At 52.9% G+C, this 14,875-nt stretch carries 13 protein-coding genes; 2 read left to right on the top strand and 11 right to left on the bottom strand.

The annotated features are described in order from the left end of the window. Positions 1 to 137 precede the first annotated feature (137 nt). The 3 genes from AC2FJB_RS20650 to AC2FJB_RS20640 form a co-directional block, all read right to left on the bottom strand. Complete coding sequence (locus AC2FJB_RS20650) at positions 138 to 494, bottom strand: cupin domain-containing protein (protein ID WP_282022465.1); 357 nt, start codon at positions 492 to 494, stop codon at positions 138 to 140. Between the two features lie 376 nt (positions 495 to 870). Continuing rightward, positions 871 to 2,787, bottom strand: coding sequence for an adenylate/guanylate cyclase domain-containing protein (locus AC2FJB_RS20645; protein ID WP_496720883.1), 1,917 nt, complete (start codon positions 2,785 to 2,787; stop codon positions 871 to 873). A gap of 639 nt (positions 2,788 to 3,426) precedes the next feature. Beyond that, positions 3,427 to 3,900, bottom strand: a complete 474-nt coding sequence (locus AC2FJB_RS20640) for an acyl-CoA thioesterase (RefSeq protein WP_282022463.1) — start codon at positions 3,898 to 3,900, stop codon at positions 3,427 to 3,429. A gap of 74 nt (positions 3,901 to 3,974) precedes the next feature. Between AC2FJB_RS20640 and AC2FJB_RS20635 the strand changes: the two genes are divergently transcribed. Further along, positions 3,975 to 4,193 carry a tautomerase family protein gene (locus tag AC2FJB_RS20635; protein ID WP_282022462.1) on the top strand — a complete coding sequence of 73 codons (219 nt, stop codon included), beginning with the start codon at positions 3,975 to 3,977 and terminating at the stop codon, positions 4,191 to 4,193. Between the two features lie 204 nt (positions 4,194 to 4,397). Here the strand turns inward: AC2FJB_RS20635 and AC2FJB_RS20630 are convergent, their stop codons facing one another. Then, on the bottom strand, positions 4,398 to 5,678 hold the full coding sequence (locus tag AC2FJB_RS20630) for a tetratricopeptide repeat protein (protein ID WP_496818991.1): 1,281 nt from the start codon (positions 5,676 to 5,678) through the stop codon (positions 4,398 to 4,400). A 266-nt stretch (positions 5,679 to 5,944) separates the two neighbouring features. Between AC2FJB_RS20630 and AC2FJB_RS20625 the strand changes: the two genes are divergently transcribed. Beyond that, positions 5,945 to 6,865, top strand: a complete 921-nt coding sequence (locus AC2FJB_RS20625; protein WP_496818990.1) for a sulfurtransferase — start codon at positions 5,945 to 5,947, stop codon at positions 6,863 to 6,865. A 122-nt stretch (positions 6,866 to 6,987) separates the two neighbouring features. On the opposite strand, the gene AC2FJB_RS20620 is transcribed toward AC2FJB_RS20625, so the two are convergent. From AC2FJB_RS20620 to AC2FJB_RS20590, 7 genes are all read right to left on the bottom strand, one after another. Further along, positions 6,988 to 7,839 carry a LysR family transcriptional regulator gene (locus AC2FJB_RS20620; RefSeq protein WP_496818988.1) on the bottom strand — a complete coding sequence of 284 codons (852 nt, stop codon included), beginning with the start codon at positions 7,837 to 7,839 and terminating at the stop codon, positions 6,988 to 6,990. Positions 7,840 to 8,522: 683 nt separating this feature from the next. Next, entirely contained in the window at positions 8,523 to 9,302 is a 780-nt protein-coding gene (locus AC2FJB_RS20615) for a methyltransferase domain-containing protein (protein ID WP_282121514.1), read from the bottom strand. Positions 9,303 to 9,523: 221 nt separating this feature from the next. Continuing rightward, positions 9,524 to 10,096: a carboxymuconolactone decarboxylase family protein gene (locus AC2FJB_RS20610; RefSeq protein ID WP_481669221.1), complete on the bottom strand. Its 573-nt coding sequence runs from the start codon at positions 10,094 to 10,096 to the stop codon at positions 9,524 to 9,526. 437 nt (positions 10,097 to 10,533) lie between these two features. Beyond that, entirely contained in the window at positions 10,534 to 11,655 is a 1,122-nt protein-coding gene (locus AC2FJB_RS20605; protein ID WP_282121512.1) for a HupE/UreJ family protein, read from the bottom strand. 54 nt (positions 11,656 to 11,709) lie between these two features. Continuing rightward, on the bottom strand, positions 11,710 to 12,948 hold the full coding sequence (locus AC2FJB_RS20600; RefSeq protein ID WP_282121526.1) for a dipeptidase: 1,239 nt from the start codon (positions 12,946 to 12,948) through the stop codon (positions 11,710 to 11,712). Between the two features lie 59 nt (positions 12,949 to 13,007). Next, entirely contained in the window at positions 13,008 to 13,406 is a 399-nt protein-coding gene (locus AC2FJB_RS20595) for a GYD domain-containing protein (protein WP_282121511.1), read from the bottom strand. Between the two features lie 58 nt (positions 13,407 to 13,464). After that, the gene (locus tag AC2FJB_RS20590) at positions 13,465 to 14,817 is read right to left on the bottom strand and encodes a metal-dependent hydrolase family protein (RefSeq protein ID WP_282121510.1); all 1,353 of its coding nucleotides are present in this window, start codon (positions 14,815 to 14,817) and stop codon (positions 13,465 to 13,467) included. Positions 14,818 to 14,875: the final 58 nt, after the last annotated feature.

Below are 14,875 nucleotides of genomic sequence, written 5' to 3'. Positions count from 1 at the left end.
ATTACGAAGCCCGCTCAGGGCTCTAGGACACCGTTCGCAACCCATAGCTACCATTCGTGCAGCAACCGGAGAATGTATGTTTCGAGTCTGTTTTTATCATAGGTTGATCGCAGGGATCGCTTCGCAATACGAACTTCCTAAGAGACGATCATGTAGTACTTCCGCAATTTTTCTGTGATCTCCCAGATCAACCTGCTCCCTTTTTTGATGAAAAACGTATCGCCAGCCGTGAAGGTCTCGGCGTCTCCGTCAGGATGCGTCAGTGTTACGGACCCAGAAATCACGGTCATCATTTCATGTACCGGATAAGCATCGATCTCTTCACGACAGGGTGGGCATTCCCAAACGCCCGAGAGAATAGTCTCGTCTTCGTTTGCAAACTTGAACCAGTTTCTTTCGTTCGTATCACTGGTCGTGAAGGAGCCAGGATCGGTGAAATCCGAGGCCACCATGTCGTTTGGGTTGGGTATCAGCCTGAAAGACATCGTTTTCATTGAAACTCCCTTGGTGCGAGGTGATCAATCGATGACTCGGCTTTTGATTCCCTCAGCTGTGATCATAGCACAAATCGGCTCGCGCCTGCATGGACGGCTTTGGCACAACCCGCTGCTAGGCATAGATATTGAAGACACGCTCGCCATCGCTGAAGCTACTGAGGTATAATTTTTTTAGGCCGCTTCCCAGCGGCCTTTATTGAAAAAATCTCGCAAGTACGACTATCAGTCCAGAGCAGGCTTTTTCACCCTGCCTTTCAGTTTCCGAAGTGCGGGACCAAGCGGCCACCGGAATAACGCCGTTGTAGGTCCATTTTATCAGACCAAAATATAGTCAATCTAGAGCGCGCAATCTGCTTCCGGGACCGACAACGATTTAGCCTCGGTCGTTCAAATCCAATGCTCGATAAGTGCCCTCCGGCAATCCTGCCTTCCGGAAGGCATCAACGTAGGGCGCTATGAGAGCGTCCGGACGCTGGTAACGGCGATACACCCAAACAATGTCGGCGATTTTCACGCCGGGGCGCGTGGCTTCAAGCCGGTTTCGGGCGCGCTCAAGTTCGTCAGCGCGTCCAAGCCTGGCGAGAACCGTGACTTCGGGGATCATCGACCACCAATAATCCAGCAGCACGCCCTTGCGCGCTTCGACAAGCGCAAGTTCGTATTCACCCTTGTGAAAGTGGTACTCCGAGAGCGCTTGATGCCAATCCTTGATGGTCGACCCTGGGTCGAGGTCGATAGCCCGCCGTACAAGCGCCGCGCCCAGATCGAAACGCCCGGTCCAGACCAGCCAGTAGCCGAATTCCGCCTCCACGCTGCGGTCGCCTCCAATAGCGAGCGCGTCCTCCGCCTCGGCGAAAAAGCCGTCGCGATCCCCATTCATGAGCAGAAGAATACCCAAGATAAGTCGGACACGGGCCGAGTTTGGGTTGAGTGCCTTGGCTTCGTTGGCGGCAGCCAAAGCTCGGTTGAGTTTTTCCTCATATGTGCCAGCATAGCGATCCCCAAAAAAGCTTAGATCTACACGCAATGCCTCGGCCAGCTGCGCCCAGGCGCGCCAATAATCCGGCTCTTCCTTGATTACCCTTTCAATGCAACCATGGACCCGCTTCTGCACATCCGGTCTATCATACAGATCGTCATAAAACATGGTGCATTCATACGACGACAATCGTTCCGGCGGTTTTGCCCGTGCCCGCCTTTCGTCTGTTCGCCTGATGGCGCCGCGCGTGTCACCAATCGCAACTGCAACGCGCTCGGTGATCTGAGATTGCACATCAAAGAGATTGGCGGTCGTAAGGTTCTCATCGAACGCCTCGGACCAGACCTGCGCTCTGCTCTGGGTGTCGATCAGGCGTGCCGTAACTCGCAGACGATCACCCGCTTGTCGTACCGTACCTTCAAGCACCAAATCGGCACCCAAGGCTTCACCGATACCGCGCACATCCTGATGTTGCCCGCGGTAGGAGAAAGTGGTGTGCCGCGATAAGACGTTGAGGTCGCGATAGCGTCCGAGTTCGATAATCACATCCTCGCTGATGCCATCGGACAAGTAATCTTTCGACGGGTTTCCACTTAGGTTCTCGAACGCCAAAACCGCTATCGTAGGACCTGTAGGCCGGGTCAGAGCCGTAGCCTCGTCAAAAGGAACGGCTTCATTGGCACCCCAGCGATGCATGCCTTGCCAAACCACAAATGCCGCAGTGATCAGAAGCGCTCCGCCTATTGCCGCCTGAACGCCACGGCTCCTAACCCAGCTGCGGCGGCTGATTGCTCGGCTCTGAGGATTTACATGATAAATTCGCACCGGCTCAGAAATGTTCTTCAGGCGGGTTTCGCCCAAGTATTCGAAACCAACGTTAGCTTTGCCGGCTGCCTGAGTTGCAACAACTTCAGACACGCAAACGCTACCAGGCTCCGCCAACTCCTCAATCCGTGCCGCGACATTGACACCTTCACCATAAAGGTCATCGCCATCGATCATCACGTCGCCAAGATTTATGCCGATCCTCAATTCAAGCTGCTCTTCAGGAGACAGGTCCTCGTTTCTCTTCGCCAGTTTCGCTTGGATTTCAGCCGCGCAATTCACTGCATCAACGACCGAAGCAAACTCCACGAGCGTTCCGTCACCCATTAGTTTGACGATGCGACCATGATGTTTCTCAACCTGCGGATCGAACAGCTCCGAACGAAGTGCTTTGAGAGCGTTCAAAACGCCGATCTCATTCGCGCCCATCAAGCGTGAATAACCAACCACATCAGCGGCCAAGATCGCGGCAAGTCGACGTTCCATTGGTGAAGTTTACGTCAGAAAGGTTCGTCATTCCAAGAAACGCCTAAACTCAATCCGGTATGCACGCTTGATCGGTGGACGCCACGGTAAAAAACGAAAAGAACCTAACTGCTGAAACACTGAACCTGAACGAATACTCCCAGCGGATTGTGTTGAAAAAATCCAAGTTCGCGCAAATTCGAATGCAAAATTGCCCTTACAGGCCCGATTGAAATTTTTAGCCGAAAGGTCGGCCTAAATCAGTCGCTGGCCGCCAGCGAGTGTCTCAACGCTCGTCATCGATATCGGTGGTGATCTATTGCGATTGATCGAGGTTCGCAGAAAATTTAGGCTTTCCAGTTTTTTGAGTATTTCAACACAATCAGCCCGAACCGGACCTTCAAAACCAAGCTTTGGTATTCTAGCGATGCGGAGAGGCTATATGAAAACCCCGGCCCATGAGCTCTCTCGTCGCGCTCGATTTCAGCGCCTGTGCAAAAGCTCTCATAGAAGTGCGAGAGAACACACATAGAGGCTGTTTTCGGCGTATTTCGCCGGACAGTCAGAGTTTTTACACAGTCTCCGGACAAAGCCGCCGTTTGATATACGGCACTAAGATTGGTCGGAGTGGACCACGGTATTTCGGGACTTTCTGGTCATTCAGTTTGGGTTCTCCAACCATTTGGTTGCACTTTCGCGAACGTCATCGGGAATCTCTGTGGCCTGGCGGGTTTCAAGGCTTAGCAGCACGCATTTGAATTCGGTTTCGAACGCCATCTTGTTGCCGTCAACTCGAAAAAGCCGATGCCTAAAGGTCATGGATTTAGAGCCAATCGCTACAACTTCTGTCTCCAGCCGTATCGAGTCACCTGCTGTAAGCTCTGCGCGGAAATCGCTTTGGGCGTTGACAACGGCGAATGAAACCCGGCGTCCCGTACGCATATCGTTTGCGGTTAACCCCATTTCAGATTGAATGGCTAGTACACCGTCGGAACATGCGGCGAAGTACCTCGAAACATTCATATGTCCAAGAAAATCGCAATCCGTTGGATCAACGACCGAGCGAAATGAAACCATTGCTGACATGTGGTTGCTCCTCTCGAAATTGCATAGAATTCTTACAAGAATGGGCATTGCATGTCATCTTGTGGAACAATCGGCCAAGTATAGACCAGCATTTTGGTAAGTCTTAAGAAATGGAGTGTGCGATGCCCTCAATTGAAATTCAGGTGCTTGAAGGTGTGTTTTCGACAGAAGAAAAAGGCAGGATAATACAAAATGTCACCAAGGCCTTCGGCGAAGTCGCCGGGCAAACAATACAAAATGGAACGTCTGTCCGGTTGCTAGAAGTAAGCAGCGGTTCATGGGGTTACGCGGGAAACTTTCTAACTACACAAGACGCTTTGGAGATGCGCGCCCGCGGTTGACAAAACATCTTAGGACCGGGTCAGTTTTCGGCAGCTTTGGCCCACAGCAGTCATTTCTGCGGGTTGCATACTTGGCTTGTCGCAGCCCGAAACGGACCTTCACCAGCGAGCTTTCTAGAGCCCGAGAAGCAGACACATCGGTTGATCAACATCGAACCTGAAGCGGACAAGCGCTCATAGCGGACATCAAAGAACATAGGCATCCTACCTCGCCAAACCAGCTACCGCGTGGTCGTGAGAGGTATGCGGTCGATGCATGTTGAGAATGCGTCGAGCTTCATTCGATTGTCCCGAAATTGCCAGCGCATGCGCCAATGAAAACTCAATTAAGTCGCGTTGCGCCCGGCTGCCGCCTAGGCGTTCGTGCTCAGACATGACACCTACAAATTTCTCAATCGCTTCATCCGCATTTCCATCCGCCAACGCACGGAATGCGCCTGCGACCGAAGCAACGGTGGGGCCTGCGGGGCCCTTTGCGCCGTCAATGGTTGTTTCCAGACGCTCTCTGTTTCCAGCCGTCGCATGCGCAAGAGCAGCGTGAACATCCGCAAAAGCCAAGCCAGGTGAAGGAAAGAACTGAACAGCATAGTCGCTGAGTTGTTGCCAACGCTCCTGAGGAATTTGCTCACCAGCCAAAAAGGCGCGGTGAACAATTGCCACACTATCAGTCAGAACGTTCAGTGGTGGTGCAGGAGGTCGGTCGGGGGAAACATATTCATCGAACAGCTTCCACATACCCGCCACATCGCCGCTCTCAAGCGCCCACAGAGCAACGTGCCAACTGAGATGGCAGTGCAGATACGCCGTGAAGGGATAGTCTTGCCAGAACTCGCGCAGATAAGCGTAGCCAGCGTCCGTCTCCCCGTTCTCATAGTAGAGATGGGCCCTGACATGTGCACTGTGCGCGCTGTCTGGCTTCAATTCAAGCGCGCGCTCAATGTTTTCAGCGGCCAGGCCAATCTGTCCGGCCTCCATCTGGGCAAATGCATGCTGGCAGAGAAACCACCAGTCGTCGCCATAGTGTGGCTTTAACATGGTTGTGTACGCAAGCTGCTCCGCCTCGCGTCCAGCCTGACCTGAAAACCCTATTAAGCCAAATACGCTGGTACATGTCTGTGCCAGCAAAATATCTCGTGGATGGTCTGCGACGTGATCTCGGATGCGCCTGTAGGCCTGCGGTGCGCGCCCCTCAATGAGATCGCTGATAATGTCGATCTGGGCGGCTTCGCGCGGGCTGACGCCATGCGAAAGTTCCTTTGCGACGGCTATTTCACGCTTTGCATCTTGTCCACGCCCGACAGTAACAAGGTAGCGTGCAAGCCCAACATGAGGCATAGCAAAACTATCATCTGCCCGCATTGCAGAACGGTAAGCGTCTTCAACATCATCAAAAGCGCCTAGAAAACGGTCGATGCCTTCAACGTAGGCGTCTCGCGCAGCTTGTGATGTGGTCGTTAGCGGGCTTCCGTATCGATCTTCAAGCATCCAAACCTTCCACTATCTGTACCAAACCTGTCCGTCAGCGAGCTATATGAGCATGCCTAGCCATAAACGAGTCAAAGGAAATCGACGTTACGAGGCACCATGATTTCAGCATCCGTTTCTTTCAGAAGTCTCATGAAATCAGCGAAATGCGGTTCAAACCATAGTTGCTTCATCAAATCCCGATTTCCTAAAATTGGACTCCGAAAGCAATTTTGGGGATTATTCCATACGGCCCGACCCGCGTCCGGTTAGAGGAGAACGTAGGTATGACAACCCAAACTCGCCCGCTTATTGATACGGCTTGGTTGGCAGATAACCTGACTGACCCGAAACTACGCATCATTGATGTTCGCTGGAAGTTTAGGGAGGAAAACGGCAAGGGCTTGGCCTATGACGATAGGAGCGAGTTCCAAGCCGAGCACATTCCCGGCGCCGTGTATGTTGGCATGTCGACAGAGCTTGCAGACAGCAATCAGAACGTTCCCGATATGATGCTCGGGCCAGAGGATTTTGGGAAAAATATGCGCGAGTTGGGTGTTTCCAACGACAGTCATGTCTTGGTCTACGATGATTCCGGGCTTCCGTTGGCTTCAGCGCGTCTTTGGTGGGCACTTTCGCACTATGGCCATAAAAACGTGCAGGTCTTGGACGGCGGCTTGCAGCAATGGAAACTCGAAGGTCGACCCACTGAAACTGGCGATCCATCCGTTGAGCCTGGCGACTTCGCTCCCAAGGTGCAGAGCAATTGGATTGCCCACAAAGCTGATGTTCTGCACGCGATAGGTAAGCCCGGAGTCAGAATTGTGGACTTTCTGCCAAACGACCTCTTCCGAGGCGACGGCCTTCACACATGGGGAGGTCGCTCGGGACATATCCCCAGTGCCGTCAACATACCGGCGATATCGAACATCGATCCGGATTTGGCACACACACCCATTGCCGAACGGGCTGCGAAACTAAAGGAACGTGGTTCATTTAAGTTGGCGGATCATTCCAAGCTCCTCAAGCACTATCAGGACAAGGGAATTCAAATTGACGATGAGGTCATCGCCTATTGCGGTCGCGGTATTGCCGCCTCTTGCGGTCTCCTTGCGCTTCGCCACATGGGGTTCGACAAGTCGCGCCTCTATGATGGTTCCTGGGCTGAGTGGAGCGCCGATCAAAGCCTTCCGATTGAAACGTCCTGAAACCCCTGTGCGGAGAGGAATGGTTTAAACCGGCGCTCTCTTTGTCCGCTGAACTCGTTTAAATGCAAAAGAGCTTGTCCGCGTTTCACAAAGTATAGCATCAGTTCTTTTTTACTCGATCACTACTTGTAGATTGCAGCGTATCGAGGTGCGAAGAACTTAACGAAGCCTCTAACCTCTGGCCGACGATAGGCTTCCGGCGAAATGAGCATTAGGTGCGGCACCGCAAGTTCGGGGATTTCGTCGAAGCATCGGAGAAAAGACATGTCTGCTTCAACCAGCTTGACATTACTGATCCCAAGACCTTGCCCTGATCTGATCGCCGCATGCATTAGCTCCAGTTCAGTGAAAGACATGACGATCTGTTCCGGTGCCACGTGATTGGTCAACCATTCGTGGAAAACATTCGGTACATCGTCCCGCTGAAAGGTAACAAACTGATGCCCGGCCAGATCATTTGTTGACCCCGGCAGGCCAAATTTGTCCGCGTAGTTTTTGCTGCCGAACAAAGACCAGCGTGCCGTGCTAATCTTCCGGCAGATCAGGTCAGGATCAGGATCGGTTCTCGCAAGGCGCAACGCTATGTCTGCCTCCCCGGCCATCAGGTCCAGCGCCCGAACGCTGGACAAAAACTCGAATGCGACATCCTGATTGTCGGCGGAAAACGCGTTTACGATTTCGATCATGCGTGCTGAGAAGTTTGCCGAATAAGCGGTGATACGGATGGGTTGTGTCGACGTCAATTCTTTCGCGCAGTCGGTAAATTCGAGGACTGAAGCCTCAATTGCTTCGGCGAGGGGAACAAGGCGCAGCGCTTCTCGCGTCGGCTTGAACCCGTGCGTACCGCGCTCAAACAGCGTCAACCCCGTTTCTTTTTCGAGAACATCAATGCGCCGGGCAACCGTTGGTTGGGAGACCTGTAGCTTTTTGGAGGCCGCAAGCGTCGATCCTTCTCTGAAAACAGAGAGGAACACGCGAATATCCGACCAGTTTCGGAACCCGTTCTTCATTTTTTTAGAACAGCACAATTTTGTGCTGGATACCAGAAAACCGGGTGAACAGTTACTCTTGTTGCGACAGCGCAAGTAAGTCGGAAAGGACCACGAGATGGCTTCCCATACAATGTCACCCAGCATCTGGACCGTATTTGGTGGACTGTTTGGTTGGACCAAGAGAGGCCTCCCCGAAAACCGGGAATCACGGCCTACAGCCGACGATCTTCACTCAGAACGCGACTATATTAACGACGTGATCTGGAGTAATCCGGACGCATTTTTGAGTGAACTGGACGTGCAGAACATGATGAATCTGTATCCGGGAAGGTTCTGACGACATTTGGTGACAATCGGCCGGGTATGGCGATTGGATCACACCAAAGGCAGCTGCAAGCTGGAAGTGACAGCCACGTACCTGTGTTGTAGCCATAGAGTTAGCACCAACACGAGACCTTCTGTGCATTACGTCTTTCGCTGCGGTCGTTCGAACGCCTGATCAATGGCTGCACGTCTGGCCCTTCATTGGGGCTTCAACGGCGACAATTAAGTTCGGACAAAAGATTGCAGCACCAATCACGACGACAACGATACCTGAGGGGGGCTCTTGAACCGTGCCTTTCAGCGAGCCCGCGGAGGAACCGAGGCCAAGTCATTTCGGTCTATCAATCCCTTTTACGCGCCATGACGATAAATTGGGTCATCGAAAAAAAGAAGCGTCCAACTTTTGCAAGGCTGAGCTGCTCGTCAAACCACGATTGCGCAACAGCGGGATCAACATGGCCATTTGCAACAGCGTATTGCTTCATGAGGTGCATCATCATGATTGCGAGACCATCAGGCTTTAACTGGTGATCTGTCATTGTGAACGACAAGACATCTTCCACGCGGTCACCACGAGCCTTTATCAGTGCGGGCAGTCTTTCCGGGACGGAACCACTCACAAAGTGCAGGTTCCAGGATGTCAGCATCTTTTGCATTCTGTCGGGCTCGTCGCTGAACCAAATCAAGCTGCCAAAGTGTAGATCGCTGATGACAAGGCGCCCACCGGGTTTGACGCACCGCAGCGTGTCAGCCAATGCACCGTCTACGTCTTCGATGTACTCAAAGACCTGTACCGAGACGGCCTTGTCAGCACGTTCATCCTCAATGGGCAAGTGATTTGCGGAACCTGCACGAAACTCCACGTTTGCGTAGTCGCTGCATCGTTCTTTTGCGGCTGCTGTCATGTCCTCGCTTGGGTCGATCCCGATGACATAACCATCCGAGCCAACTGCGCGAGCCAACTCTGCCGTTAACAGACCGTTGCCACAACCAATGTCCAAAATAGTTTCACCGGGAGCAGGGCACAGCGCATCAAATGAAGCCTGTCTTCGCCGTGTCAACTCAGCTCCCTGATAGGCAATTTCAAGTAATCTCGTTGTCTCAGCGTCAAACTTAAGCAACTCTCCCCCCTTACAAAGCCCACAAGTCTCCAAACCTTATCAGAAAATGGGTTATCTACGAAAAGCCGGACGGATCATCGAGGCTTGAACATAGATCCACCAATATAACTAACGGCGCCGACTTGATCCAACGAATGGGACAACCCCGAGAGCGAAGGACGCTTCTGACTTCTTGTTGGACCAGTTTTTCGTCACTGTTCGAAAGTTAAAACAACATCAATTCAAGGAATGTCGAGGCCATTCTCCCGTCCAAAATCGGTGTAGAAGGTGTCACTGCGGTATCGGATTAATGTGGCCTCATCCGCTTGCCTTGGATCGTTGCCAGGACTTTGGACACCTGTTCCTTCTATGAAGCGGTTCACGAGACTAAAGACACCACAGACCTGTATAGCATCGAACAACGCACTCTCCGACCAGCCTGCCGCGTAGACCGCATTTGCGTCGGCTTCCGTCATTCGTGATGGCGAGACAGTAAGCTTTTCAATGTATGCCAGTAACGGTTTGAGATGATCCTCGACGGGTGCCGTATCGCGATCTTCCATCAGTGCCTCGATTGTCTCGACCTCAATTCCGTAGGCTTTGGCGAAAACGATGTGTGCTCCATGGCAATACGCACAAGCATTCAAACCCGAGACATAGGCTGCAATTAATTCACGTTCGGCAACCGAGAGGTCGCTCTCGCCCCTCATCACAAGACTTTCGTACGCACAAAGCGGAGAAAGTTTGTCTGGAAAGGCTTGATAGACACTTCCAAGTGTCGCGTTCTCCGGCAGAGATGGAAACAGGCGTTTCATTCTATTTTCTTTCAATATTGCTTTGGATGATTTCGTCTCAAAGTGAGGAACCAACGTTGTTTACGCAACTTTAACGCAATTCCGGGTTCCGCACAGAGATTCTGTTGGAATACTGCGAACGGTTAGTTTGCCTGACGACACCCCAGAATGTTCGCCGTTTGGTGAAAGGCAATTTCTTTTGAGCCGTTCTCGTAAATTTGCAAAGTCTGGTTTTGCGCGTCGCCGTCATTGGGGCACCGCGCAGCATCGATCAAAGTGGGCTTCCTGACACCTTCGCCGTGATTGGCACGAAAGGCTGGTTCGGGAAACATCAACCTTCGCTGCACCATGTCGGAACTCAACAGACGCGGACAATGCAGCCTTTGGTTCGCATTGGCTCGGAGACGGCTTCTGACAAATAGCGGACAATCAAAAACCATAGACTTGATGCTCACGTATTATGTCAACGCTGCAAGAGCCCGCTCGACAGTCCAGAAGGCGCCCACCAAAGCGATGACAAAACTCACGGGTACCACGATGAGCGATCTGTACCACGGTTCCTTGCGCCAAAGTCCAACAGCCAGAAAGGCCGCCGCTATGACAACCAACTGGCCAATCTCAACGCCTACATTGAATCCAATTAGCCGGGTCAACCAATGGCCGCCTGATGGGCTAATCTCCTCTAGAACTGACGCAAAACCGAACCCATGGAGCAAACCAAAGAAGAAAATTAGAGTGAAGCGGGCACCGCCTGGTTTGTTGCGCAATATGTTTTCAACAGCGGCATATACAATGGACAAGGCAATTAAAGGTTCAAAGAACCCTGTTGGCAAATCAACGAAGCCTAGCCAGCCGAGGGTCAGTGTCACCGAGTGCGCGACGGTAAAAGCCGTGACCTGCCAGATCAGGTCGCGGACCGTTTGCGCAAATAGGAACAGGCAGAGTACGAACAAGATGTGATCCAGCCCGTAAGGGACGATGTGAATGATCCCCTGCCATGTGAAATACAAGAAGTCGGCCACTGCTGAGCTCAGTGTTGTTTCTTGGGACCCAATAAGGTTCAGTGTCTGGCTGGTTCGTCCAGCCTGCAGCAGCGTGACACTTGGGACCGACACTTCAAGCCGCATATCCCCAAGTAAAGGCGACATTTTGATACTTACTGCGCTGGCACCTTGCGGAGCGTCACCATAACCGACGAAAACCAAGCGGTATTCAGTGCTGTCCGGTGGTCTGTCGAGAACAGCACGGATATCGCGCGGAGATGGAAAGGACAATGCCCGCAATTCGGCCGTATTGCCGTCGAACCATATGAGCGTCTCTTCGGAGACTTCTGCACGTATTTCTGACAGCGTGGTTTCGATTGTGCCGAGATCCAGCCCGCGCACCTGCTCAACAAGAAATCGGTCGGATCCGTTCAAGCCTAAGTGCCGCTCGAAAGCCTCGATCAAGTCGGCGCTTACGGCAATCTGATAGCTTTCGCCTTCAATGGACAACCGTGCATCGCCCAACTCGAACTTATGTGCGAGAGCGGACTGCGCAAAGAGCACAAGCAAAAACGCAAGGGCTAGTCGGGTGAGCAATAACCCGACCACCTTATCAAGCGATGGGAAGTCATGTCTCGCTTTTCTTATCGACTACCCCCAAACCTGCTCGAAGATGCGCGTGAAGTTGCCTCCCATCACTTTCTTGACGTCCTCGTCAGAGTACCCGCGCAACCACATTTCATCGATAATGGCCGCATAGATTTTCGCGGCTTCCCCGATGCCAGTTGTGGCCAATTTGTTTACCGCTGCACTGAGTCCGCCGTCGTCGAATTGTTCTGGATTTGACTTCCCAAACTCATAAATCTTAGACCAGTCAAAACCGTCGTCGGAGCTGAGTCCAACGTTGTCGATGCTTGTCAAATCCCGCATGTAGTCAATTCGGTCGACAACGTCCTGAGGACGAGTGAGCTCTGTCTGTGGGCTGATCATTATGAAAGGCAACATACAAAGGCTAACCACACCTCCGGTATCTGCAACCGCTTGAATCCGCTCATCGGAACTTGTCCGCAGGCGGATTTCTCCCTCAGGATAGCCAGAGTAGAGAGCGTGCACGGAAGAGTGCGTTTCGATTACAGGTAAGTCGGGACGCATTTGTTTTGCATATTCGATGGTACTAAGTGCGGTGGGTTCGCTGGCATGTGACGTGTCGACGAGCACTCCATGCCTTTGCATCGCGTCGACGACTGTCTTGCCATAGGCCGAGATTGGCCCTGGGTTCAGGACAAAATTCCCATCACCCGCACGCTGACGCTCGTTGTAGGCCAAGCCCATTGTGCCAAGTCCCATCGACTTTGCCACGGGCATGTAGATGTCCGGCTGATTGTTAAGAATTTCCGCTGACTGCGAGTTCCAGAAAAAGCCATACTTTCCCGCGTCCTGGGCTCGCTGGATGTCGCCTGCTGTACGCACTACCATGAATCGATCATCCGCAGCGATTTTGCGTAGATTGTAGCTTGTTTCACGCGCAAAAGTGTCAAAGTCGTTGATGCCTTGCGCGGTCGTAACACCCGTTGCCGTTATGCCTGCGTCGAGTGCTCTGGTGTAATATTCGTCCCACATTTCTGGGCGTGTGGCGGTTTGCTCAAAGTTCGCGTTCAGCGAGTCGATGGCAACAATGTCCCTTAGGAATTGGGCTGCCTTGTCACTGGACTCCCAAACTGGACTAAATTCACTGGCCCATGTCATTTTTCCGCAGGTAGCTGACAGGGCAGCTGCTGCGCCAGCAGTTTTCAAAAATGCGCGTCTGTTTTGCATGGTGAAGTTCTCCCAGTTTCGATTGTTTCGATTTTCTAAAGACTTACCTTGTGGCGAGGTGTATTCCCGCCGCACGACACTCAATCGAGTTTGTTCCTATCGATCACGCCGTCTTTCATGATCAGAGGCCAACATTACTCCGCCGGTGTCGTAAACTCCGGCACCCGTTTCAGCGCCTCAACCATGTCGGCGCTCGTCATCAATTCAATGAAGGTGTAGTTCTTCAGAACGCCCTGGCTGAGGCGGGCCGCGTACATTGCCTGCACCATACTAGGATCGTCCGGCACCCGCACGGTGACGTAGTTCCGGCCGTCGGCCATGCCCCAGAAATAGCTGATCATCTCACCGCCCATTGCCTCGAGCGCGGCCCCCATGCCCTCGCCCCGGTCGGTGGGGTTTTCGATCATGATCTGCCAAGCTTCGGGAGACGGCTCTCCGATCCCCAGATAGTATCGGCTGCGAGTTTCTTCGGCGCTCACGGCGGTCGCGACTACCAGCGCACTTGCAAATGCGGACAATAGAAGTCGTTTCATAGGCTCATCCTTTTCGTTCAACAGCCGACAAAGGGAGGCACCTCCGCCGGTCCAAGAGTCATTCCAGCGTGTTCTTGTAGATCACGCCGTCTTTCATGATCAGATCGAAGTTGTTCTCGTAGTCGGTCATGATCATCGCGTCTTCGACCGGGTTGCCATCGACCAGTAGAATGTCGGCATACGCACCTTCTGCAATCACACCGAGCTGGCCTTCGGGATAGGGGTTGAGTTTGCCTGACAGGGCCAACAACTCACCGGCTTTAGACGTTGCTTGCATAAGAACTTCGTAGGACGACCATTGTTCGAGACGGTACTTGAACTCATCGTTCTGTTTTGTGAGAGCGACAGGATCCCCAATAATGTCGGTTGAAAAGGCGACTTTTTCGATCCCGAATTCTTTCAGCAACCGCATCTGGTTTCTCGCCCCGCCCTGAACCTCGAGGAACTTGGGCGCAGCCAACGGACCAAGCGCTTTGGTGACTGTTTCGGCATCCAGCCCCAGCAGCGAGAAGAATGGCACAACCCAAACATCCGCGTCCTTGATCGCCTGCGCCGACACCTCGGTCATCAATTGTGCATGATCGATGCTCTGCACACCTGCCTCGATGGACCGCAGAATGCCCTCGTCATTGTAGACGTGCACAAGAACGTAAGTATCCCAATCTGCCGCAGCCTTGACTGCAGCTTCCAGTTCTTCCGGTAAGAATTGAACCGTGTGCAATGGGTCTACGCTGGAAGACACACCTCCGCCGGCCATGATCTTGATTTGCGATGCGCCCAGACGCAGCGCTTCCCGCGTCGCCCGCAGAACTTCTGGAACACCGTCAGCAAGAAACTCTACGTGCTGGTTGAAGAATGAGGGCGAGGCACCTTCGAAGTTTGGGTGCGGTTCCGTGTAGTGCCGATGCTCGCCATGCCCGGAGGTTTGAGAGATCACAGGGCCGGACGGATAGATTCGCGGGCCGACAGCCTTGCCCCGGTCGATGGCTTTCTGAAGCCCAATCGCCGGTCCACCCGCATCGCGCACGGACGTGAAGCCGCGCAACAGCATCTTTTCCGCCTCGATCGTGGAAACGGCGCCCCAGTACATCCAATCAAAATTGTCCCTGAGGTCCGCAACCGGCTCCGTGATCGCCATGTGCACATGCGCATCAATCAAACCCGGCATTAGGGTGCGACCCCCACCGTCGATGACCTCGGCACTTGCAACCGAAAGAGGTTCGGGTGAGACTTTTGCGATCAGGTTATCGACAACCAGAACATTGGCGTTTTCTATTCGGGCCTCATTTATTCCGTCAAAGACATGCACGTTGGTGAACAGGGTTTGAACAGGTCCATCCTGCGCAAATGACGCGGACGCCGAGAAGGCAACCACACTTGCGGCCGCCAATAACCGTTTTGATGCATTCATGTTCCTCTCTCCCTTAGACAAATTAGTTTGTGCGCGGGGTGCCGAGGTAAGTTCACCC

The sequence above is a fragment of the Ruegeria sp. CDSC085 genome (assembly GCF_059610465.1).
This window is presented reverse-complemented; position numbering and strand designations above follow the sequence as displayed.